This window comes from Psychroflexus sp. MBR-150 (assembly GCF_053628795.1).
Genome location: NZ_JBRJHB010000004.1, coordinates 1 through 23,898, shown reverse-complemented (window position 1 = coordinate 23,898; position 23,898 = coordinate 1). Strand labels below are relative to the sequence as shown.

At 35.4% G+C, this 23,898-nt stretch carries 18 protein-coding genes; 16 read left to right on the top strand and 2 right to left on the bottom strand.

Annotated features, from left to right (window positions below; all coding sequences use genetic code 11):
- Positions 1–2 precede the first annotated feature (2 nt).
- From pgmB to pgi, 10 genes are all read left to right on the top strand, one after another.
- Entirely contained in the window at positions 3–665 is a 663-nt protein-coding gene (pgmB, locus tag ACSSV5_RS03345; protein ID WP_454244774.1) for a beta-phosphoglucomutase, read from the top strand.
- A gap of 58 nt (positions 666–723) precedes the next feature.
- Positions 724–3,030 (top strand): glycoside hydrolase family 65 protein, encoded by a 2,307-nt coding sequence (locus tag ACSSV5_RS03340; protein WP_454244773.1) that lies wholly within the window; start codon positions 724–726, stop codon positions 3,028–3,030.
- On the top strand, positions 3,030–4,892 hold the full coding sequence (locus ACSSV5_RS03335; protein ID WP_454244772.1) for a glycoside hydrolase family 13 protein: 1,863 nt from the start codon (positions 3,030–3,032) through the stop codon (positions 4,890–4,892). Before ACSSV5_RS03340 ends, ACSSV5_RS03335 begins: the two co-directional genes overlap by 1 nt.
- Before the next feature lie 133 nt (positions 4,893–5,025).
- Positions 5,026–5,268, top strand: a complete 243-nt coding sequence (locus ACSSV5_RS03330; RefSeq protein ID WP_454244771.1) for a hypothetical protein — start codon at positions 5,026–5,028, stop codon at positions 5,266–5,268.
- Positions 5,250–5,948, top strand: a complete 699-nt coding sequence (locus tag ACSSV5_RS03325; protein ID WP_454244770.1) for a type II toxin-antitoxin system RelE/ParE family toxin — start codon at positions 5,250–5,252, stop codon at positions 5,946–5,948. Before ACSSV5_RS03330 ends, ACSSV5_RS03325 begins: the two co-directional genes overlap by 19 nt.
- Positions 5,949–5,998: 50 nt before the next feature.
- Entirely contained in the window at positions 5,999–7,438 is a 1,440-nt protein-coding gene (locus ACSSV5_RS03320) for an alpha-amylase family glycosyl hydrolase (protein ID WP_454244769.1), read from the top strand.
- 101 nt (positions 7,439–7,539) lie between these two features.
- Entirely contained in the window at positions 7,540–8,526 is a 987-nt protein-coding gene (pfkA, locus tag ACSSV5_RS03315) for a 6-phosphofructokinase (protein ID WP_454244768.1), read from the top strand.
- Between the two features lie 32 nt (positions 8,527–8,558).
- Positions 8,559–9,557, top strand: coding sequence for a type I glyceraldehyde-3-phosphate dehydrogenase (gap, locus tag ACSSV5_RS03310; RefSeq protein WP_454244767.1), 999 nt, complete (start codon positions 8,559–8,561; stop codon positions 9,555–9,557).
- 65 nt (positions 9,558–9,622) lie between these two features.
- The gene (locus ACSSV5_RS03305; protein ID WP_454244766.1) at positions 9,623–10,492 is read left to right on the top strand and encodes a BadF/BadG/BcrA/BcrD ATPase family protein; all 870 of its coding nucleotides are present in this window, start codon (positions 9,623–9,625) and stop codon (positions 10,490–10,492) included.
- Positions 10,493–10,501: 9 nt separating this feature from the next.
- Positions 10,502–12,133 (top strand): glucose-6-phosphate isomerase, encoded by a 1,632-nt coding sequence (pgi, locus tag ACSSV5_RS03300; RefSeq protein WP_454244765.1) that lies wholly within the window; start codon positions 10,502–10,504, stop codon positions 12,131–12,133.
- Positions 12,134–13,437: 1,304 nt separating this feature from the next.
- On the opposite strand, the gene ACSSV5_RS03295 is transcribed toward pgi, so the two are convergent.
- Together ACSSV5_RS03295 and ACSSV5_RS03290 are read right to left on the bottom strand one after the other, a co-directional pair.
- A complete protein-coding gene (locus ACSSV5_RS03295) occupies positions 13,438–13,746 on the bottom strand; it encodes a GIY-YIG nuclease family protein (RefSeq protein WP_211066257.1) in 309 nt (102 codons plus the stop codon).
- Between the two features lie 496 nt (positions 13,747–14,242).
- Entirely contained in the window at positions 14,243–15,091 is an 849-nt protein-coding gene (locus ACSSV5_RS03290; protein WP_454244764.1) for a UDP-2,3-diacylglucosamine diphosphatase, read from the bottom strand.
- 257 nt (positions 15,092–15,348) lie between these two features.
- Between ACSSV5_RS03290 and ACSSV5_RS03285 the strand changes: the two genes are divergently transcribed.
- The 6 genes from ACSSV5_RS03285 to ACSSV5_RS03260 all read left to right on the top strand — a co-directional run bounded on the left by ACSSV5_RS03285 (position 15,349) and on the right by ACSSV5_RS03260 (position 23,298).
- Positions 15,349–16,146, top strand: coding sequence for a polysaccharide biosynthesis/export family protein (locus ACSSV5_RS03285; protein WP_211066259.1), 798 nt, complete (start codon positions 15,349–15,351; stop codon positions 16,144–16,146).
- Positions 16,146–18,617 (top strand): polysaccharide biosynthesis tyrosine autokinase, encoded by a 2,472-nt coding sequence (locus tag ACSSV5_RS03280; RefSeq protein WP_454244763.1) that lies wholly within the window; start codon positions 16,146–16,148, stop codon positions 18,615–18,617. Before ACSSV5_RS03285 ends, ACSSV5_RS03280 begins: the two co-directional genes overlap by 1 nt.
- A gap of 299 nt (positions 18,618–18,916) precedes the next feature.
- On the top strand, positions 18,917–19,792 hold the full coding sequence (locus ACSSV5_RS03275) for an ABC transporter permease (RefSeq protein WP_454244762.1): 876 nt from the start codon (positions 18,917–18,919) through the stop codon (positions 19,790–19,792).
- Between the two features lie 301 nt (positions 19,793–20,093).
- On the top strand, positions 20,094–21,323 hold the full coding sequence (locus tag ACSSV5_RS03270; RefSeq protein WP_454244761.1) for an ABC transporter ATP-binding protein: 1,230 nt from the start codon (positions 20,094–20,096) through the stop codon (positions 21,321–21,323).
- A 1-nt stretch (position 21,324) separates the two neighbouring features.
- The gene (locus ACSSV5_RS03265; RefSeq protein WP_454244760.1) at positions 21,325–22,308 is read left to right on the top strand and encodes a UDP-glycosyltransferase; all 984 of its coding nucleotides are present in this window, start codon (positions 21,325–21,327) and stop codon (positions 22,306–22,308) included.
- 51 nt (positions 22,309–22,359) lie between these two features.
- On the top strand, positions 22,360–23,298 hold the full coding sequence (locus ACSSV5_RS03260) for a glycosyltransferase family 2 protein (RefSeq protein WP_454244759.1): 939 nt from the start codon (positions 22,360–22,362) through the stop codon (positions 23,296–23,298).
- Positions 23,299–23,898 lie beyond the last annotated feature (600 nt).

Here is a 23,898-nt window from a genome sequence, read left to right as displayed (position 1 = left end):
ATATGCAAAACCAAACTGCTTTTATATTCGACCTCGACGGTGTTATTGTCGATACAGCAAAATTTCACTTTCTGGCATGGCAAAAACTCGCCAATAAAATTGGTATTGATTTTTCTGAAAAGGAAAACGAACAGCTCAAAGGCGTCAGTCGTGTAAAATCTTTAGAAAAAATTCTTTCTTGGGGAAACAAAACCCTTTCTGATCAAGAATTTCAACGTTTGATGGAAGAAAAAAATCAAGATTACCTCAATTACGTCCAACAAATGAGTAAAGATGATATTTTGCCTGGGGTCAAATCTTTTTTAGATGAACTAAAGTCTAAACACCATCCTATTGCTTTGGGCTCAGCCAGCAAAAACGCCAAAACCATTCTTAAATGCGTTGACCTAAATGATACTTTTGATGCTATAGTTGACGGCAACGAAGTGACTAAAGCCAAACCCAATCCTGAAGTATTTCTGAAAGCTGCAAAACTCTTGAATACAGAACCACAAGATTGCTTTGTGTTTGAAGATTCAATTGCTGGGATTAAAGCTGCAAATGTTGGCGGAATGATTAGCATTGGCATAGGTGATAAAGAAACCTTAAGAGAAGCTGATTTTTGCTTTAAAAATTTCAATGAATTTGATTACCAATTTTTTAAAAACATAAAATCAAAAACTTGAGATAAAATTTATATATTTAAAAACCTTTTTTTAAATCACATTTTAAAGACATGACAATATGAATCAAGATTATATCACACCAAATGAGTGGTCTATTATTGAAGAAGGCTTTGAACCACAACGCGTTGAATCTTCTGAAAGTTTATTTAGCTTAGGAAACGGTGCTATGGGGCAACGGGCCAATTTTGAAGAAGATTACTCTGGCCAAACCTTTCAAGGCAGTTATATTGCAGGTATTTATTATCCAGACAAAACCCGCGTAGGTTGGTGGAAAAATGGCTATCCTGAATATTTTGCTAAAGTGCTTAACGCTCCAAATTGGATTGGTATTCACATCCATATTAATGGTGATGTGTTTGATTTGAATACTTGCAAAAGTGTTGACAATTTTAAACGCGAACTCAATATGAAAGAAGGTTGGCACAAGCGAACTTTTGAAGCTGAAATGCAAAATGGCATCAAAATAAAAGTTGAAGCTTTACGGTTTTTAAGTTTAAGTCACGACGAAGTGGGAGCGATACAATTTCAAATTACACCTTTAAACTCTTCTGCAAATATCACTTATTCGCCTTATGTGGATGCGGGAATTAAAAACCAAGATTCTAATTGGGATGATAAGTTTTGGGAAATCACAGAGGTCAAAATTAATGACCATAAGGCTTTTGTAAATTCACATACGATGAAAACAGAATTTCACGTTTGTACCTTTATGCAGTCTTCGGTTTTTATTGATGGAAAAGCTTTAAAAAACAATCCAGAACCTCACCAAAAAGCCCATAAAGCTTTTATAGCTTACGAAGAAGATGTACAAAAAGGACAAACTTATACCATTCATAAATTTGCTGGTTATGTCACGTCTTTAAATCACGACAAAAACGACTTAGTCGAAGCCGCTTCAGGCGTTTTGGATGTCGTTACAGAAAAAGGTTTTGATGCTTTGCTCAACGAACAAAAACAAGCTTGGGAAGCCATTTGGCATATGAGTGATATCATTATTGAAGGCGATACCAAAGCACAGCAAGGGATTCGTTTTAATATTTTTCAACTCAACCAAACTTATCTCGGTAGAGATGCTAGGCTGAATATTGGGCCAAAAGGTTTTACAGGTGAGAAATATGGCGGTAGCACCTATTGGGATACCGAAGCTTATTGTTTACCATTTTATATGGCTACCAAAGATCAAAAAGTGGCTCGAAATCTTTTGGTCTATCGCTACAAACACCTTCAAAAAGCCATTGAAAATGCAGAAAAACTCGGATTTACAAATGGAGCTGCACTTTACCCAATGGTAACGATGAACGGCGAAGAATGCCACAACGAGTGGGAAATTACTTTTGAAGAAATCCACAGAAATGGGGCAATTGCCTTTGCTATTTTTAACTATGTTCGATACACAGGCGACTATTCTTACGTGCCTGAAATGGGTATGGAAGTTTTGTTGGCCATTGCCAGATTTTGGAAACAACGTGCCACGTTTTCTAAACAAAAAGATAAATACGTCATCCTTGGTGTAACAGGACCAAATGAGTATGAAAACAACGTTAGCAATAATTTTTATACCAATTATATCGCTAAGTGGTGTTTAAATTATGCGGTTGAAAACCTCAATATTCTTAAAAAAGATTATACTGAAGATTACAATAGAATTGTAGAGAAAACAAACTTTAAAGAAGATGAAATCAATGCGTTTCAAACACTTGCCGATGAAATGTATTTACCATATTCTGAAGAACATAAGGTGTATTTGCAACAAGATGGGTTTTTAGATAAAGAACTCATCACAGTCAAAGACTTAGACCAAAAACTAAGACCAATTAACCAACACTGGTCTTGGGACAGAATTTTGCGTTCGCCTTACATTAAGCAAGCCGACACACTTCAAGGGTTTTATTTCTTTGAAGACCATTTTACGAATGAAGAGCTACAACGCCACTTTGATTTTTATGAACCTTATACAGTTCACGAGTCTTCACTTTCGCCTTGTGTGCATAGTATTCAAGCGGCATTGCTCAACCGTATGCAACAGGCTTACCAATTTTATCTCAGGACCTCACGTCTCGATTTAGACGACTATAACAAAGAGGTTAAAGAAGGTTGCCACATTACAAGTATGGCTGGTACTTGGATGAGTATAGTAGAGGGTTTTGGCGGTATGCGTGTTAAAAATGATATGCTCAATTTTGCTCCAAAAATTCCTAATGAATGGGATTCTTACACTTTTAAAGTCAATTTTAGGGACAATATCGTTGCTGTGAAAGTCTCAAAAGATGTTACCGATTTCACCCTTGAAGGTCAAGATGAATTAGAAATTGTAGTGAACGAAGAACCTGTTATTTTGAAAAATGGTCAAACTGTAAATGCTTGATGAAAAAAATAAATTTGTTTTATGTATTATTCTTTTTAATTGTCAACACGATGTCTGCTCAAATTGAAAGAATAGAGCCACCGCATTGGTGGGTTGGTTTTGAACATCAAAATCTTCAATTGTTGGTGCAAGGTGATAATATTGGTAAAGCTGAAGTTGACTTAAAATATCCAGGCCTTAGCATTGAAAACATCCATCAAGCGGATAGTCCTAATTATTTGTTTTTGGATTTAAAAATCGAAAAAAATGCCAAAGCAGGACAGCTTAAGCTGAAATTTAAAACCAAAGACGGCAAGTTTACTTATGATTACGAATTAAAATCAAGAGAACGTTCAGCTGAAGATTACAAAGGTTTTGATAGCTCTGATGTCATTTATTTGATCACACCCGACCGTTTTGCCAATGCCAATCCCGATAATGATAGTTTTGAATACTTAAAAGAAACAGGGGTTAATCGTAATGATGATTACGCTCGCCATGGTGGTGATATTCAAGGTATTATTGAACATTTAGATTATATCGACACTATGGGTTTTACGGCCATTTGGTCTTCGCCTTTGTTGACCAACGATATGCCAAGGGCTTCTTATCACGGCTATGCCATTACCGATTTTTATCAAGTGGATCCGCGTTTTGGTAGTTTAGAAGATTACAAAACACTCAGTCAAAAAGCAAATCAACGCGGTATCAAAATCATTATGGATATGGTTGCTAATCACTGCGGAAGCCTGCATTGGTGGATGAAAGATTTGCCTTTTAACGATTGGATAAACGCACAAGATGCCTATGAAAACGGCAAAAAAATCCCGACATCAAATCACCGACGCACGACAAACCAAGATTTATATGCCACCGATTATGACAGCCAAAAAATGACTGAAGGTTGGTTTGTGCCATCAATGCCAGATCTAAATCAAGAAAACCCGTTTTTAGCACAATATATAATTCAAAATAGTATTTGGTGGATTGAAACGCTTCATCTCGGTGGTATTCGCCAAGATACTTATCCGTATCCAGATAAATATTTTATGAGCAAATGGGCTAAAGCGATTATGACAGAATATCCCAATTTTAATATCGTAGGAGAAGAGTGGAGTACCAACCCTTTGATTGTAGGTTATTGGCAATCTGGTCAAAACACGCCTGATGGATATCAGTCTCATTTAAAATCTTCGATGGATTTTCCGATGCAACAAACCATCGTAAAAGCACTTAACCAAAAAGAAACTTGGGGTAGTGGTTTGGATCAAATCTATGAAGGTCTGGCTAATGATTTCTATTATCCACGGCCAAGTGATATGTTGATTTTTCCTGACAATCACGATATGGACAGGATATTTACTCAACTGAATGAAGATATCACAAAAACTAAAATGGCTTTAGCTTTAATTTTAACCATGCCACGAACGCCACAGATCTATTATGGGACAGAAATTTTGATGCAAAACACAGCCAAACCTGGTGACCACGGTCTAATCAGAACTGATTTTCCTGGCGGTTGGGCTAACGATGAAGTTGATGCGTTTCAAAACAAAGGCTTGACAGATGAACAACAAGATTTTAAGTCATTCCTAAAAACTTTATTGAATTTTAGAAAAACTTCTAAAGCTATTCACCAAGGCAAAACCAAACACTTTGCACCATTTGATAACATTTACACTTTGTATAGACAATATGGAGACGAATCAGTTTTATTAATAATCAGTAAAAATGAAGAACCTATTGAAATCAATTTAAAACGCTTTCAAGAGTTGAATTTAAAAGAGCAAAAATGGACTGAAATATTCGGCAAAAACAACCTTGAACTGTCAGATAAATTGACCGTCAAGCCTGGTGTGAATTTGTTTTCTAATCAAAATTAAATATAAGATGTGATATTAAAAAAAACTTAGCGACCCTTGCGGTTAAAACCCCTTGCGATTAATAAAAAATGAAAATGTATAAAACCACACAAACAATTTTTTTTTCATATATTTAAATTAAATTTAAAATAAAATGGCTACAGTAGATAATGTTCGTAATGGATTGATAGATAAAATATTGTCCATAAAAAACAAAGATTTTTTGATAGCTCTTGACAAGCTAATTACATCAAGTTCATCAGAATCCGAAATTGTTGAGCTAACAGATGAACAACGAATAATGTTAGAAATGAGTGAGCAAGATATCAAAAACGGAAAACTAATTTCCCAAGAATCTATGAATAAAAGAAATTTAGAGTGGTTAGACGCTATGTGATTTGGACAAAAACTGCGGATATTCAATTTGTTGGAATTTTAGAATATTGGGTAAAAAGGAATAAATCTTCTATTTACTCAAAAAAATTAATAAAAATAGTTTCGAATAGAACTAAACAAATTACCGAGAATCCACTGATTTATAAAGCTACAGATTTTAAAAATGTAAGAGTTGCATCATTAGGTAATTTCAGTATTTATTATAAAGTAACAGATGAAGATATAATCATAACTGCTTTTTGGGATAATAGACAAGACCCCAAAAAAACTTTTGAAAGTATTACGAAACAGCAAAACCTCAGACTACTGATTAAAAAAACCTTGCGACCCTTGCGAAAACCTTGCGTTCCTTGCGGTAAAACATTAAATATGAAAAATTTAGATAATAATTATTTAATTAAAACTTTTACAGCCTTATTAATAAGTATTGGTTTTATGGCTTGTAAAAACAATCAATCTGAACGCAAACCAATTAATGAACCCAACACACATAAATTTTATTTTGGCACCAAAACCCTTGATGAGCTATATCCACAATATGAAGAAAAGCTCAATCAACTATTTGCCAAACACAATTTTGACGACAATAACTTCAAAAACTTAAAATTTGAAAGCGATGCCAACGACGAAAATTCTAGGCGTGAACGTTTACATATTCCTTTGAAATTTATGCTTAACTAATTGCTATAATTATAAACAAACTCAATATAAACTTTTAAAACTCAACAAATATGAAATACTTGATTTATCCTTTACTACTTTGTTTTATTGTTTTTTCTTGCAAAAAACAAACAAAACAGAAAGCCGATGATGATCCTCAAACAAAAACAACAAGCCATAAACCCATTTCAAATGATGTTCTCGAAACTTCGGTGATTTATGAAGCCAATATACGTCAGTATTCTAAAGACGGAAGTTTTGAGGCTTTCACCAAAGACATTCCGCAGCTCAAAGAACTTGGGGTTAAAGTCATTTGGTTGATGCCCGTTTATCCCATTTCAATGAAGAGAAGAAAAGCCACACCTGATTTGTCTATCGAAGATATTAAAGACCCAGAAGAAAAAAAGAAATATCTTGGAAGCTATTATGCTATTGCCGATTACACCGCAACAAACCCTAAATTTGGAACACTAAATGATTTTGAAAAATTAGTCAAAACCGCTCACGACAATGATATGTATGTCATTTTAGATTGGGTAGCTAATCATACTGGTTTTGACCACCATTGGATAACCGAACATCCAGAATATTACACAAAAAACAAAAAAGGTGAAATCACCGATCCATTAAACCCTGAAACTGGCGAACCTTGGGGTTGGACAGATGTTGCAGATTTAAATTACGACAACAAAGACCTGTGGGATGCTATGAAAGATGAAATGGCGTTTTGGATTAAAAATTACAATATCGATGGCTTTAGATGTGATGTCGCAGGCAATGTGCCGACAGCCTTTTGGGATTATGCTGTGCCCAAACTCAAAGAGATTAAACCCATTTTTATGTTGGCCGAAAGCGAAGACAAAGATTTATTCTACAAATCGTTTGATATGGGCTACAACTGGGAAGGTCATCATATTATGAATGAAATAGCTCAAGGCAAAATGAACGTCAAAGATTGGGATGCGTATATGACTAAGATTGATACCACCTACCAAAAAGACGATTATCTGATGAACTTTGTAACCAATCACGACGAAAATTCGTGGAGTGGAACCGTTGAAGAACGAATGGGGGATGCCGCTGATGCTATGATAGCTTTTACCTATGCTATACCAGGTATGCCGTTGATATATAGTGGCTTAGAATATGATTTGAATCACAGGTTGAAATTTTTTGAAAAAGATGAAATTCCAAAAACCAAAGGACATAATTGGGCTTTATTAGCAAAATTAGGAGAGCTAAAAAACACTAATAAAGCCTTAAATGGTGCAAAAAAAGCCGCGTCTTATAAACGCTTATCAACTTCAAAGGATAAAAACATCATAGCTTTTGAAAGAACAAAAGGCGATGATAAAGTGATTTATATTTCAAATTTTTCTGATGAAGAACAAAGCTTTACAATTGATTATAATGGAAAATTTTCATCTCTCATCAACGGTAAAACAGTTGAACTCAAATCTGACAAGTCTTATGATTTTAAACCTTGGCAATTTTGGATTTTAACAGAGTAAACTTAAAAGAATTAAGCCTTGTAATAAGAGTTATCAACCGAAAACGTTTTAGACTGTAGAAATATTAGCATATAACTAAAAAAACTGATATTTTTGAAATCATGAAACATACTTTAAAAACAATTGCAGTTTTGACTTCAGGTGGCGATTCGCCTGGTATGAATGCTGCCATTAGAGCCGTTGTCAGAAATGCGGCTTATAACAAGCTGAATTGTTACGGCATATATAGAGGTTATCAAGGACTCATAGAAAACGAATTTGTAAAACTCGGTCCACGTAGTGTAAAAAACACCATCAATCGAGGTGGCACGTTTCTGAAATCTGCACGATCAAAAGACTTCAGAACCAAAGAAGGTCGCCAAAAAGCTTTTGATAATTTAAAAACAAGAAAAATTGACGCTTTGGTGGTCATTGGTGGCGATGGCTCTTTTACTGGTGCAGATATCTTTAGCAAAGAATTTGATATGCCTGTCATCGGTATTCCTGGCACCATTGACAACGACATCAATGGCACTGATTATACCATTGGTTACGATACTGCACTTAACACCGTGGTAGAAGCTATTGATAAAATCAGAGATACCGCAAGCTCTCACGACCGCTTGTTTTTGGTTGAAGTGATGGGAAGAGATGCTGGTGATATTGCTCTAAATAGTGGAATAGGAGCTGGTGCTGAAGAAATTTTGATACCAGAACAAGACCTTGGCATTGAAAGATTGATTGAATCTCTACATAAAAGTAGAATTTCGGGAAAAACCTCAAGCATAGTAGTTGTAGCTGAAGGCGATCAAATTGGTAAAAACATAACTAAACTGGCTTCAGATATCGAAAAAAACTTACCAGATTACGAGATAAAGGTTACTGTTTTAGGTCATATTCAACGCGGCGGTTCCCCAAGCTGCTATGATAGAGTGCTTGCCAGCCGTCTCGGTGTTGGTGCAGTTGATGCTTTATTGCAAGGACAAAGCAACATTATGGTTGGTATTCAAAATAAAAACATCGTGTTTATACCTTTTGAAACCGCTATAAATGTTAAAAAAACTTTAGACTTAGATCTTATCAGAGTTGCTGATATCGTATCGACTTAATTTAATTGAAATTTAATTTAAAATAAAAAATAATGAAAACAAAAATTGGAATTAATGGTTTTGGAAGAATTGGAAGAATTGCTTTCAGAATCACTCAAGAAAGACAAGACGTAGAAGTTGTAGCCATCAATGATTTGCTTGATGTTGATCATTTGGCATATCTTTTAAAATACGACTCTGTTCACGGAAAATACAACAAATCTGTTGAAGTCAAAGATGGCAATCTCGTTGTTGATGGAAAAACCATTAGAGTAACCGCAGAAAAAAATCCAGCAGACCTTAAATGGGATCAAGTTGGGGTTGATGTGGTTTGTGATTGCACAGGTATTTTTAAAGACCTCGCTTCAGCTTCAGCTCACTTACAAGCTGGTGCCAAAAAAGTAGTCATTTCTGCACCTACCAAAGACACACCTATGTTTGTGATGGGTGTCAATCACAAAGATGTGAAACCCGAAGACAAAGTGGTTTCTAATGCATCTTGCACAACCAACTGTTTAGCACCAATTGCCAAGGTTATCGATGATAATTTCGGAATTGTAGAAGGCTTGATGACTACGGTTCACGCTGCTACTTCTACTCAATTTACAGTAGATTCGCCTTCACGCAAAAATTATCGCTTAGGTCGTAGTGCTATCAACAATATTATTCCTACAAGCACTGGAGCTGCTGTTGCTGTAACCAAAGTTATTCCTTCACTAAAAGGAAAACTAACAGGTATGGCATTTAGAGTTCCAACCGCTGATGTTTCTGTGGTAGATCTAACCGTAAGAACTGAAAAATCAGCAACTTACGAAGAAGTAAAAGCTGTCGTTAAAGCCGCTTCTGAAGGCGAACTAAAAGGTATTTTGTCTTACACTGATGATGAAGTCGTCTCTCAAGATTTTGTTTCTGAAGGAGCAACTTCAAATTTTGATGCTAACGCTGGAATCGCTTTGAATGACAACTTCTTTAAGTTGATTTCTTGGTATGACAACGAATGGGGTTTTTCAAGTAAAATGATTGACCTAGCAACTCATGTTGCAAAAGTTTAATAAATAAAACTAATCAAAAAGGCTTGTGAGCATTCACAAGCCTTTTTGATATAACAATTACGATTATGATAATTATTGCTGATGGTGGTTCAACCAAATGTGATTGGCTTTTGCTTGACGATGAAGGTCAACAGGTTTTAAAAACCAGAACCAAAGGTCTAAATCCAGCTGTTTTTAAACCCGATGTTTTAAAAGAACGCTTAGAAGAAAATGAAGATTTAGCCAAAATTAAAAATGATATTACACGTATAGATTTTTACGGTGCTGGATGTGGCACGCCAACGCCACGTCAAACTCTAAAAGATATTTTACAAGAATTTATACCCCATGCCGAAATTAACGTGGAAGAAGATATGGTGGCAGCCGCTTATGCAGCTACCAATGAGCCAGGTATAGTTTGTATTCTCGGTACAGGCTCAAATTCGTGTTTCTTTGACGGCAAAAAAATATATATGGAAGTTGAGTCTCTCGGCTATGTTTTGATGGACGAAGCAAGTGGTAACTATTTTGGCAAACGCTTGATCAGAGATTATTACTATAAATTTATGGGCGATGATATGAGCCGTGAGTTTGCAAGTCGATACGATTTAGATGCAGATACCATAAAACGAAATGTTTATAAAAAAGAAAATCCCAATACTTATTTAGCTTCTTTTGCTGAATTTATTTTTACATCTGAAGAACGCAATGGCTATTTCTATAAATTAATTTATGAAGGAATGGAAAAATTTATTGAACGTCGTGTGATGTGTTATAAGAACGCACAAAATGTGCCTATTCATTTTATTGGCTCTATTGCTTTCTTTTCTGAAGACATCATCAGAGATGTCGCTAAGCGTTACCACTTGAATATTGGCAACATTATCAGAAGACCAATAGATGGTTTGATCAATCATTATCAAAAAAATGTCATTCCACATTATAAAAAAGTTTAAAACCTGAAAATGCCTTTACCTCATACAAAACCTACCCAAACCAAAGCTTGGCAGAAACTTTCAAAGATTTTTAAAGCAGAAAAGCATCAAAGTATTCTTCAACACTTTGAGGACGATAAACACAGAACGGATGATTTTTGCATTCAATTTGAAGACTTGTTATTTGATTTTTCTAAAAATAGATTGTCAAAAAACGCCTTTGATGCTTTAATCGATCTTGCTCATGAAACGGATTTAAAGACGGCTATCAAAGCTCAGTTTTCTGGCGAAGTTATCAATCAAACCGAAAACAGACCAGTTTTGCATACCGCTCTAAGATCTAAAGATGATGTAAAAATTAATGAAGTATCAATAAATGAATTAGTTGAAAACACCAAAACTCAAATATCTAATTTTGTCCAAAAAGTAGAAACAGGAGAATGGAAAGGCTATTCAGGCAAAGCTATTACCGATGTGGTTAATATTGGCATTGGTGGTTCAGACCTTGGTCCGCAAATGGTTGTTGAAGCTTTAACACATTATCACAAAAAACTAAATATACATTTTATTTCAAACGTTGACGGCGACCATGTTGCTGAAACAATTAAAAATCTAAATCCAGAAACCACACTTTGCATTGTGGTTTCAAAATCCTTCACCACACAAGAAACCTTGACCAATGCCAATACGCTGAGAAGCTGGTTTCTAAAATACACCTGCCAAGACCAAATTCAACACCATTTTGTAGCAGTTTCTGCCAATGTAGAAAAAGCTAACCGATTTGGCGTTTCGTCTAAAAACATCTTCCCGATGTGGGATTGGGTTGGAGGTCGATTTTCGCTGTGGAGTGCTGCAGGACTTTCAATAGCTTGTGCTGTTGGGTTCAAAGCTTTTGAAGAACTATTGCAAGGGGCTCAACAAATGGACAAACATTTTCAAAACGAACATTTTGAAAAAAATATTCCCGTGGTGTCTGCTTTATTGGGTATTTGGTACAATAATTTTTATGATGCTGAAAGCGAAGCCATTATTCCATACACACAATATCTACAAAAATTAGCACCTTATCTGCAACAAGCCAGTATGGAAAGCAATGGCAAAGGCGTTGACAGAAACGGAAAACCAGTTGATTATCAAACAGGAACCATTGTTTGGGGTGAACCTGGCACCAATTCTCAGCACGCATTTTTTCAATTGATGCACCAAGGAACCAAATTGATTCCTGCTGATTTTATCGGTTTTAAAAAGCCCTTAAACCACTATCAAAATCATCACGACATTTTGATGGCCAATTTTTTTGCTCAAACCGAAGCTCTGATGAATGGCAAAAATGAAGATGTTGTGATACAAGAACTTCAATCTCAAGGCTTAAATGCTGAACAAATTAAAAAACTAACACCCTTTAAAATCTTTGAGGGCAACAGACCCACCAATACGATTGTATTTGATCAACTCACGCCCAAAAGCCTCGGTATGCTTATCGCTATGTACGAACATAAAATATTTGTGCAAGGTGTGATTTGGAATATTTTTAGCTACGACCAATGGGGCGTTGAGCTCGGAAAACAATTAGCCCAAAAAGTGCTTAAAGATTTCAAAGGCAATGAAATTGACACCCATGATGCATCGACTCACAGATTGATAAAATACTACAAATCTTAATTGAAGTAGGTAAAGTTGTGTTGACTTGTTATTTTTTTTCTTAAATTTATATCAAATTTAAACTGATGTTTTTTAAGATATTTGCTTGTTTTGTTTTGTTAAGCTTTTCATAGCCCACGGTTTAAACCGCGGGCTATGAAAAATGCACAATCCTAACCGTTTCAACGGTTTTAAATAGTTAGATTGGAGCCATTCTATTTATAACAACGTGAGTTCAATTCAATTTCCAATAAAATACAGATATGTAATCACTTGTCATGTCGAAAGAGCGAAGCATGAGCGACGAGACATCTCAGATGAGATTTCTCCTCATTCTCCCTGTCATTCCGAGGCAAACGCAGTGACGAGGAATCTCCCAATGAACCAAACCTCCCTTGTCATTCCGAGGCAAACGCAGTGACGAGGAATCTTTCCGCGAACCGAACCCCAATACGTGAAAAAGATTCCTCCTACCGTCGGAATGACAACCGATCGTCGGAATGACATTCCCCTGTCATTCTGAACGGAGCCTGCGGAGTGAAGAATCTTTTCGTGAAATGAAAACCAATCTTGTCATTCTGAACGGAGCCCGCGAAGTGAAGAATCTCTCAGTGAAATGAAAACCAATCTTGTCATTCTGAACGGAGCCTGCGAAGTGAAGAATCTCTCAGTGAACCGAACCCCAATACGTGAAAAAGATTCCTCCTGCCGTCGGAATGACAACCGATCGTCGGAATGACATTCCCTTGTCATTCTGATACCGAAGTCTCGGTAGAGGAATCTCTCCGCGAACCGAACCCCAATACGTGAAAAAGATTCCTCCTACCGTCGGAATGACAACCTACCGTCGGAATGACATTCCCTTGTCATTCTGATACCGAAGCCTCGGTAGAGGAATCTTTCAGTGAACCGAACCCCAATACGTGAAAAAAGATTCCTCCTACCGTCGGAATGACAACCTGCCGTCGGAATGACAAACCCCTTGTCATTCTGAACGGAGCTTGCGGAGTGAAGAATCTTTCAGTGAACCGAACCCCAATACGTGAGAAAGATTCCTCCTGCCGTCGGAATGACAACCGATCGTCGGAATGACATTCCCTTGTCATTCTGAACGGAGCCTGCGGAGTGAAGAATCTCTCAGTGAAATGAAAACCAATCTTGTCATTCTGAACGGAGCCTGCGGAGTGAAGAATCTTTTCGTGAAATGAACCTCAATACGTGAAAAAAGATTCCTCCTACCGTCGGAATGACAACCGATCGTCGGAATGACATTCCCTTGTCATTCTGAACGGAGCCTGCGGAGTGAAGAATCCCTAATACTACATTCAAATCTCATTATTTAAAAACTTCCATTCGGGGTTAAAATCATTAATCAATTTTTCTTTTTTCTCTCTTCTATATCCTTTTATCTGTTTTTCCCTAATGATAGCATCATCTATAGAAGTAAAATGCTCATAATATATCAAATAATAGCAACGGTATTTAGTCGTAAAAGCTTTTGATGTTGCGGGAGGATTTTTGTGAAAATGTAGTCTTTCATTAAGATTATTAGTTACTCCAGTGTATAATACAGACTTATTCTTATTAGTTAAGATGTAAACATAATAATTATGAGTTCCTAAGGTCTTTAGCATGGCTTAAAATTATTAAAAAATTAAATATTATCAAAGCAAAAGATTCCTCTACCGAAGCTTCGGTATCGGAATGACATTCCCTTGTCATTCTGAGCGGAGCCTGCCGACCCCCTGTCATTCTGAACGGAGCCTGCGGAGTGAAGAATCTCTCAGTGAAATGAAAACCAATCTTGTCATTCTGAACGGAGCTCGCGAAGTGAAGAATCTCTCAGTGAAATGAAAACCAATCTTGTCATTCTGAACGGAGCTCGCGGAGTGAAGAATCTCTCAGTGAACCGAACCCCAATACGTGAAAAAGATTCCTCCTACCGTCGGAATGACAACCGATCGTCGGAATGACATTCCCTTGTCATTCTGAACGAAGCCTGCCAACCCCACTTGTCATTCTGAACGGAGCCTGCGAAGTGAAGAATCTCTCAGTGAACCGAACCCCAATACGTGAAAAAAGATGTAGTCAAAAAAAACAAATCTTTCTAAAATTGATTTGATATAAACGCTATTTGTTTTTGAGTTTTGAAATTATTGTCATGGCAGTCAACAAATCATTAGGTTTCTCTTGATCAACTTTATCAACTTTATCAATGCTATCTGTGTCAAATTTGAGTTCATCATATTTAACAAGTTTCCACTTTTTGTCATTATATTCAAGTGCGGTAAGATTTTCTACCCAATCTCCAGAATTCAAATACAAGCAAGTACCGTTTTTGTTGACTTTTCTGATGATTTGTGGCTGATGAATATGTCCACAAATCACATATCTATAATTGTTGTCTATAGCTAAATCAGAAGCTACATTTTCAAAATCAGAGACATATTTAACAGCTTTTTTGACGCTATTTTTGATTTTTTTTGACAATGAATATTTTTCTTTTTTAAATTTAATTAGCCAAAAGTTTATAAACCTATTCAATAAAATCAACAAATCATAGCCCCAACCACCGAGTTTGGCAAGCCATTTGGCTTTTTGGATAGACGAGTCAAATACATCACCGTGAAAAAACCAAGCTTTTTTGCCATCAAGAGTCATGATTTTTTTATCAACAATTGATAGATTACCGATTTTTGTATCGCTGAATTTTCTCAACATTTCATCATGATTACCAGTCAAATAAATCACTTCAGTACCTGTTGCAGATAGACTTATTATCTTTTGTATCACTTTTAGATGAGACTTTGGAAAGTAATTTTTTCTAAATTGCCATATATCTATAATGTCGCCATTAAGTATCAATGTTTTAGGCTCAATACTGTTCAAATATTCCATCAGCTCCTTGGCATGACAACCAAAAGTGCCGAGATGAACATCTGATATAACAGCTATCTCAAGAGGACGTTTTTGCTTCAAATTTTTAGGTTTACAACAAATTAACGATGTATTGCTCTAAACTAAGTCAAGCTAATATTACGTTTACGAAGTATTATTGTTAACAACTCTATGGCTTTTGTTACTCTAATATTAATTTTTTCTCTCCTCATAGCTATAATGTGAGCCATACTGTGGCTTTTTATAATCAATACACCTCAGGTCTTATTGAGTTTAAAGTTTATTTATTTTTCATATTCAAACCTAAAGTTTATATTTGTTGGCTTAAAAAAAAATCTATGCCAATCTTTAGATTCTTGTGTTTTGTATTAGGTTTTTTAGTGCTTCAATCTTGTGTGAGCAAAAAAAAGTTGACCTATTTGCAAAAAAAACAAGACGAACAAGCCTATCAAATAGACAGCATTGCTCAACTTAGGATGACACAAAAGCCCTACCGAATCCAAATCGGTGATATGTTGAGTATTAGAGTTAAAGCCCTTGATCCAGAGTTGGTCAATGCTTTTAACCCCATTGGGCAATCTCAACTTAATGCAACCACTGAAGAACGCGTTTATTTTGACGGGTTCACCGTTGACAGACAAGGCGAAATAGAAGTCCCCGTTCTAGGTAAGCTAAAAGTCATTGGTCTTACCTTAGAAGAAATTGAAAAAAAATTAGAGAAAAGACTCCTTGACGAATACTTTAAAGACACCTCTAACGTTTTTGTAACCGTAAAACTTCCTGGCATTCCATATACCACCATTGGTGAGTTTGGCAGTACAGGTAGTAAAGTGATTTACAAAGAGAAATTAACCATTATGGAAGCCATAGCCAACTCTGGCGATATCACCCTAACTGGCGACAGACAAAATGTTATTGTCTTTAGGCAATACCCAACTGGGGTCAAACGCCACACCATCGACCTTACAAATATCGATGCCATTAATTCTCCTTACTATTATGTCAAACCTAACGATTTGATCGTGGTTAATCCTCTGCCACAAAAATCTCTCGGTTTAGGCACAAACGCTTTTGGTACCTTGTCATCGTTGATTTCTCTTGCCATTTCATTAACCGTTATAGCTCTAAGACTCTAATGCAAGAACTCGATTTCTCCAACGCTAATTCATATTTTGACTTCAAGGCTTTTTTGTTTAAAATGCTTGCCAAGTGGTATTGGTTTGTCTTTAGTATCGCTATTGGTCTTGGTATAGCCTATTATATCAGTGTACGAAAACTCCCTATCTATAAAATGAGTTCAATCATAGCTCTAAAAGACGAGCAGAACTCTTTGTTTGCCAACTCTAATACCAGTTTAACCTTTAACTGGGGCGGACAATCCGGCAAAATGAGTTCAACAGTTATGACCCTCCAAACCCGAACTCACAATGAAAAGGTAGTTAGACACCTCCAATATTATTTGCAATACCTCGAACAAGGCAAATACCAAAAAGTAGATGCTTACGGACGAACACCATTTCAAATTGATGTCCAGCAAGACGCATTTCAACTCAAGGGAAAACTCATGAAAGTCCAATTGCTTGACGATAAGCAATTTGTGATTTCTTTTGACATTGAAGAAGAACCCCAATATCTATCTTACTATAATTACGCAAAAGAAAGCTCTAAACAAGAAAAATATCAACCCGGACAATACATTGATACCTTTGATATCGACAAACCTATTGCGAGCAAATTTTTTACAGGAAAATTAACCCGTATTGATGGTGATAATACTGAGTCAAAAGTGTACTATATACAATTTTTAGACTTTAATTCAGTTGTAAAAAACTACAGAGACATTGTTGTTGAATCCAGTGAAAACGGCGGCTCAATAATAAATCTCAGCCTGACAGGAAACAACAAAGATAAACTTGTAAAATATCTCAACACCACATCAAAAATTTTAAGCGATGACTTATTAGCTCAAAAAAACCTATTTGCCACCAAAACCATTAGCTTCATCGACAGCACACTAAGCGAAAAAGCTTCTGAACTTGATGTCTTTGAAAAAGAACTCAATGCCTACAAGTTAGACAACAAAATTATTGACCTTGACGCCAAAACCGAAAGACTTAAAGATAAACTGATCAGCCTTGACATGGAAAAAGAAGCCATGGAGGAACAAATCAACTACCTTGACAGGCTGAAATCTTATCTACAAAATCGCTCTACCTACGAAAATCCACCTGCTCCAAGCGTCGTTGGTATCAATGAAGAAAGCATCGTTGAAGGCGTTCAAAAAATGGTTGAATTGTCGCTACAACGCAGTAAATTTCAATATGCTGCCAAGAGCAATTTGCCCAAATTTAAAGATATTGACCGTCAAATTGACGCCACAAAAAAAATACTGTTTGAAACTATAGACTCGTTTAAAGACAATATGTCTCAGCAAATTAAAGACATAGAACAACAACTAAAACAAGCCGAAAAAGAAGTAAGTGTACTTCCTAAAGAACAACAAGGCCTCTTAAAAATAGAAAGACGATACGACCTTACTCAACAAAGCTACAACCTGTTTTTGTCTAAACTTAATGAAGCCAAGTTGATCAAAGCTTCTAATGTTAGTGATATCCATATCATTGACGAAGCCAAAGACGTTGGTGGTCACAAAATCGGTCCTAACAACCAACTCAACTATGTCATGGCTATCTTTTTTGGAGCTGGTGTCCCTTTGGCAGTTATTTTTGTTTTGGTCTTGCTCGACAACAAAATCAACACTCCTTCCGATATCACCAAACTTGTTAAAACCCCTTTTATTGGTGTGATAGGCAAATCTAAACTCGAAACCAATAAAGCAGTTTTTGCCCAACCCAATTCTGTGATTTCTGAAAGCTTTAGAGACATCAGAACCAGCCTTCAGTTTGTATTTAAAAACAAAGACATCAAAGGAGCAAAAACCATTTTAATCACCTCTAGTATTAGTGGCGAAGGCAAAACCTTTACGGGCTTAAATCTCGCCTCTATCATGGCTCTTAGTGAAAAGAAAACCATTTTAGTTGGACTAGATTTAAGAAAACCCAAAATTCATAAAGATTTTGACGTTGATAGAGAAAAAGGCGTTTCAAACTATATCTCAAATCAATTAGAATACAAAGACATTATCCAAAAATCTAACTATGACTACTTAGATATTTTGACCTCAGGAACTATTCCTCCAAACCCTTCTGAGCTGATCATTGATAACCGCATGGATGAATTGATGAACCGACTCAAAAGCGAATACGACTTCATCATCCTTGATTCGCCACCCATAGGTCTGGTTTCTGATGCTATCAACCTGGTTAAATATGCAGACACAACCATCTATGTGGTCAGGCAAAACTATACCAAAAAAGGCATGCTCAGCTTACTTAAAGAAAATACCAAAAAAGGTAAACTCAAAAATGTTAATGTCGTTCTCAACTACTTTAAGGTAAAAAGTAAATACGGCTATTACAACTATGGCTACGGATATGGCTTTGGATATGGATATGGCACTTATGGTAGAAGCTATCTAAACAAAGAAAAACGCAACAAGAGCTTAAAAAGACGTATCAAACATAAATTAAAAAATTGGTTTAGTTAGTGGGTAGTAGGTAGTAGGTAGTTGATAGTAGTTAGTTTGTAGAGGATAGTTTTTAGTAAATAGTAAATAGTAAATAGTAAATAAGACATATAAAATGAGTGAACAGTCAGCAGTTGGCAGTGAACAGTGAGCAGTGAGCAATGAACAGTGAGTAGTGAGTAGTGAGCAGTAATTAGAAATTATAAACGCGAAATATAAAAATGAACAATAATCAATCAACAAAAACCCGTTCCCTCTCCTTTGGAGAGGGTTAGGGAGAGGCCATAACGAGAAACCAATAGAAATATCACCATAGCAAAATGAACAAACCAAACGCTTCCTTAGAAAATGCCGATTGGCTTTACGAAATTAAAGCCGAAAAAAAACTCCTCGATTTTAATTTTAAAGAAATCTGGCGCTACAAAGATTTGCTCTTTCTTTTTGTAAAACGGGACATCGTTACCGTTTATAAACAAACCATTCTCGGTCCACTTTGGTTTTTGATTCAACCTTTGTTTACCTCGGTCATTTTTACTTTGATTTTTAACAATGTGGCCAATGTCAGCACTGGCACTGTACCTAACTTTTTGTTTAACCTCGCTGGTATTACCGCTTGGGGCTATTTCAGAGAATGCTTAACCGGCTCATCTTCTACATTTACCAAAAACGCTAACATCTTTGGCAAAGTATATTTTCCTAGAGTGATTATGCCGATGTCTATCACCATATCCAACCTTGTTAAATTTGGTATTCAACTTTCCATTTTTATTGGGTTTTACATCTATTATGTCAGTTCTGGTATTTCCGTTAGCCCTAATCAAAACCTGATTTTGTTTCCCATATATGTCATGATGATGGCTTTTTCTGGTCTCGGTCTCGGTATGATTGTTTCTTCATTAACCACAAAATACAGAGACCTCACTCAACTCTTGACCTTTGCCGTGCAACTCTTGATGTATCTTTCAGCAGTGCCGTTTCCGATGAGCAAAGTACGAGACGATTTGCCCGAATATTACTGGGCGTTTAAATACAACCCCTTAGCACAAATCATTGAAGGCTTTAGATATATGACACTTGACACTGGAATATTTTCTTGGTTCAGTTTTTTATATGCTCTGGGATTTTCTATCTTAGTATTTTTAATTGGATTAGTGATATTTAATAGAACAGAAAAAAGCTTTATCGATACGGTGTAGTTGGTAGTTGATAGTAGGTAGTTTGTAGAGAATAGTTTTTAGTAAATAGTAAATAATAAATAAGACATATAAAACAAGTAAACAGTGAACAGTCAGCAGTGAGCAGTGAACAATAAGATATGACAATAAACAATAAACCAAAACCAAAACCAAAATCCAGTCCCCTCTCTTTTGGAGAGGGCTAGGGAGAGGCTCTTTCCCCTCTCCTTTGGAGAGGGCTAGGGAGAGGCTTTAGGGCTATGGAGAAGCTTCAGGCTTCAGGCTTAGGGAGAGGCTTTTGGATTAAACTAAATAAAAAACAATGAGCACCATATTAACCGCCAAAAACATCTCAAAACAATACCGTCTCGGATTGGTAGGGACGGGCACTTTGAGCCATGACCTGAACCGTTGGTGGCATAAAGTACGAGGTAAAGACGACCCCTATTTAAAAATTGGGGCCGAAAACGACCGCAGCAAAAAAGCCGAATCCGACTATGTTTGGGCTTTACGCGATATCAATTTTGAAGTTGAAGAAGGCGAAGTACTTGGCATTATTGGCAAAAATGGAGCTGGCAAATCTACGCTCTTAAAAATATTATCTCGGGTTACATTGCCCACAACAGGCAGCATAAAAACCAAAGGCCGTATTGCCTCTTTGCTTGAAGTAGGGACAGGCTTTCACCCCGAACTCACAGGACGAGAAAACATCTACCTCAACGGGGCTATACTCGGCATGACCAAAGCCGAAATAAAAGCCAAAGAAGAAGAAATCATAGATTTTTCAGGTTGTGCCATGTATGTGGACACGCCCGTAAAACGCTATTCTTCTGGTATGCGTGTACGTCTCGCTTTTGCCGTAGCCGCGCATCTCGAGCCCGATATTTTGGTAGTGGACGAAGTCCTGGCCGTTGGCGATGCCGAATTTCAGAAAAAAGCCGTGGGCAAAATGAAAGACATCTCTGGTACCGGCGGCCGAACCGTCTTGTTTGTTAGCCATAATATGGCAGCAGTTAAGAGTTTGTGTACGCGAGGGATTGTATTAGAAAACGGAACATCTGTGTTTGAAGGAACTGCTGAGGAAAGTGTGGATTATTATTTGTCAAAGAATGATGATGAATTGAATCATGTATTTGTAAATAATTTAGAAAGTAAAATACTAAAAAAAGCTAAACTTTATAATAGGGAAAAAAATAAAAGTTTTGTTATTGGTGAAGAACTAAATTTTTTAATAGAACTATCAAAACCTTTAGGTCAATATAGAATTGATCTTGGATTATATGATGATAGTGATGAAAAAATCACAAATCTATCGACTGATTATTCAAAAAATACTTTAGATAAAAGCGATATGATAAATTGTATTGTCAAAAATAATTCGTTAGCACCAGGGAAATATAAAGTAAATATAGCAATTCTCGATAAAAGTGAAGCTATAGAATTTTATGAGAACATTATAATTTTTGAAATACTTAGTGGTGATTATTTTAATGTTGGAAAATTAATAGAAAAAGTTCCAAGTAAATTTTTTTTAAATCAAACCTGGATGTAATATGAATATACTTGTCACAAATAATCAATTAGATACTATAGGTGGTTCTGAAACATTTATTTTTACACTGACAGATGAATTAGTTAGGTTGGGGCACAAAGTAGATTATTTTACATTTAAAAAAGGTTATGTAAGTAACAAAATGGAGAATATGCTAGGGGTTTCTTTTATGAATAAAAATAAATATGATATTATTTTTTCAAATCACAATACGACAGTAGAAAAGATTTATAAAAAGGGTTTTACAATACAAACATGTCACGGTATATTTCCTAGACTTGAACAACCTAACCCTAAAGCAAATGCATATGTATCAATATCTCAGGAAGTTCAAGATCATTTAGCCATGTTGGGGTATCCTAGTGTATTAATACATAATTCCATAAACCTTAAAAGATTTAATATAAAATCTAATATAAATAAAGAGTTAAAATCAGTTTTAAGCTTGTGTCACAGTGATGAAGCAAATTCGTTTGTTGAATCTGCTTGTAAAGAAATGAATATAAAATTTAATCAAGCATATAAATATAAAGATCCAATATGGGATATAGAAAAAGAAATTAATAAAGTTGATTTAGTAGTAGGATTAGGTAGAAGTGCATATGAAGCAATGGCTTGTGGCAGACCCGTTGTTATATATGATAATAGAAGATATTTCCCATCTTATGGAGATGGTTATATAAAGGGGTTTTTGGGATTTAGTTTAAAAAACAATTGCTCAGGTAGGTATTTTAAAAACAGCTATAACAAAGCTGACTTTATAAAAGAGGTTTTAAAATATAATTCTGGTGACTCATTATATTTTAGAGAATTTGCAGAAAGGGAACTTAATGTGCAAAAAAATATTTTGAAATATTTTGAATTTGCTGATTTAGTTATAAAAAATAAAAAAATAGCAAAAAGAAATACTAAAATAAAAACCATAAAAAAACTTATAGGTAATAAAAATTTCAAAATAATAGCAAACATTTATAATAAGTTTTAAATAATCGAAATAATTATATTATATATCTAAATCTAATATTATTAAATAAAATTGAATTTAACCTACATCATCATCGTTAGTTACAACGCATCACCATGGCTTAAAAAATGTCTTGGAAGTATTGATTTTGATAAATTTAAAGTTATTGTTGTTGATAATAACTCTAAAGATGATACAACTTCAGTAATTGAAGAAAAATATCCTCAAATCAAATTGTTCAAAGAAGACACTAATTTGGGCTTTGGTCAAGCCAATAATAAAGGTATAAGTTATGCACTAAACCAAGGTGCAGACCAAGTATTTTTGCTCAATCAAGATGCTTATTTAGTTGATGATTGTATAGACAAATTATTACTTTTTCAACAAAACAATCCAGAATATGGTATTTTAAGTCCCATACATACCAATGCATCTCTAACTAAGCTAGATCGTAATTTTTCTAACTACGTTCGTTATGACATGAATCCTGATTTCTATTCAGACCACGTATTAGGTAATGAATTAAAACCTGTATATGAAGTACCTTTTGTAAATGCAGCAGGTTGGTTAATCAGAAAGGAATGTTTAATGAGAGTAGGTGGTTTTGACCCTTTATTTTTTCATTATGGTGAAGATGACAACTTTTGTCAACGGGTGCGTTTTCATGATTTTAAGATAGGTGTTTTACCTCAAGTCTTTATGATACACGATCGCGAAGACCGAAAAAAAGATAATATCAAACCATATTCTGATGCGTTTTTTAATAAAAAAACAAGAAGCTTTAAAATTAAGTATGCTAATGTTTTAACCCATGAAATCAACGTTTTTGATAGTGAAATCAAAAGGCTAAAGAGGCAGATTTTGAAATTTAAACTCAAAGGAAAGTTTAGTTATGCTCAAGCTAATACTAAATTTTTAAAATCTTTACCGAGTCTTAAGCAATCTATTACTAAAAGTTACAAAGTCAATCAACACAAAGGTGCACATTATCTCAACCTAAATTCAAATTAACAATCAATTAAAAATGCTCTTCAACACCCTTGACTTTGCCATTTTTCTCACCATAGCATTTTATATGATAAGTCATAATCCAAACAAATTAAAAAAACACCAATTTATAATTCCGCAAAAATTTAAGACATTTATTGATAATTCTATATTTTCAATTCCAGTATAGCTACTCCATAGCTAAAGTATAGCTAAGGTATAGCTAAAGTATGGATAGTGTATTAAACCCATAACAAAATAACAACACAGCCTCAACAAAAAAACAAACAAAATATTGAATAATCCATAATTCCCTCATAGACAACCCCTGTCATTCCGATACCGAAGCCTTGGTAGAGGAATCTTTCAGTGAACCAAACCCCCCTTGTCATTCTGAACGGAGCCTGCGAAGTGAAGAATCTTTTGTTGAAACGAAAACCAATACGTGAGAAAAGATTCCTCCTGCCGTCGGAATGACATTCCCTTTGTCATTCTGAACGGAGCTTGCGGAGTGAAGAATCTCTCAGTGTATAATACCTCGACAAATTCGGACCATTGTTTAAGTTGAAAATTTATTAACTTTAAACAATGAAAAATATGAAAAAATCAAGAAGAAAATTCACA

What these genes read in the sequence shown, in the direction of transcription:
- ACSSV5_RS03335 (WP_454244772.1), top strand. Translation starts at nt 3,030, where the DNA reads ATGAAAAAAATAAATTTGTTTTATGTATTATTCTTTTTAATTGTCAAC.
- ACSSV5_RS03340 (WP_454244773.1), top strand. Translation starts at nt 724, where the DNA reads ATGAATCAAGATTATATCACACCAAATGAGTGGTCTATTATTGAAGAA.
- pgmB (WP_454244774.1), top strand. Translation starts at nt 3, where the DNA reads ATGCAAAACCAAACTGCTTTTATATTCGACCTCGACGGTGTTATTGTC.
- pgi (WP_454244765.1), top strand. Translation starts at nt 10,502, where the DNA reads ATGCCTTTACCTCATACAAAACCTACCCAAACCAAAGCTTGGCAGAAA.
- pfkA (WP_454244768.1), top strand. Translation starts at nt 7,540, where the DNA reads ATGAAACATACTTTAAAAACAATTGCAGTTTTGACTTCAGGTGGCGAT.
- gap (WP_454244767.1), top strand. Translation starts at nt 8,559, where the DNA reads ATGAAAACAAAAATTGGAATTAATGGTTTTGGAAGAATTGGAAGAATT.
- ACSSV5_RS03270 (WP_454244761.1), top strand. Translation starts at nt 20,094, where the DNA reads ATGAGCACCATATTAACCGCCAAAAACATCTCAAAACAATACCGTCTC.
- ACSSV5_RS03330 (WP_454244771.1), top strand. Translation starts at nt 5,026, where the DNA reads ATGGCTACAGTAGATAATGTTCGTAATGGATTGATAGATAAAATATTG.
- ACSSV5_RS03295 (WP_211066257.1), bottom strand. Translation starts at nt 13,746, where the DNA reads ATGCTAAAGACCTTAGGAACTCATAATTATTATGTTTACATCTTAACT.
- ACSSV5_RS03275 (WP_454244762.1), top strand. Translation starts at nt 18,917, where the DNA reads ATGAACAAACCAAACGCTTCCTTAGAAAATGCCGATTGGCTTTACGAA.
- ACSSV5_RS03285 (WP_211066259.1), top strand. Translation starts at nt 15,349, where the DNA reads ATGCCAATCTTTAGATTCTTGTGTTTTGTATTAGGTTTTTTAGTGCTT.
- ACSSV5_RS03305 (WP_454244766.1), top strand. Translation starts at nt 9,623, where the DNA reads ATGATAATTATTGCTGATGGTGGTTCAACCAAATGTGATTGGCTTTTG.
- ACSSV5_RS03265 (WP_454244760.1), top strand. Translation starts at nt 21,325, where the DNA reads ATGAATATACTTGTCACAAATAATCAATTAGATACTATAGGTGGTTCT.
- ACSSV5_RS03280 (WP_454244763.1), top strand. Translation starts at nt 16,146, where the DNA reads ATGCAAGAACTCGATTTCTCCAACGCTAATTCATATTTTGACTTCAAG.
- ACSSV5_RS03320 (WP_454244769.1), top strand. Translation starts at nt 5,999, where the DNA reads ATGAAATACTTGATTTATCCTTTACTACTTTGTTTTATTGTTTTTTCT.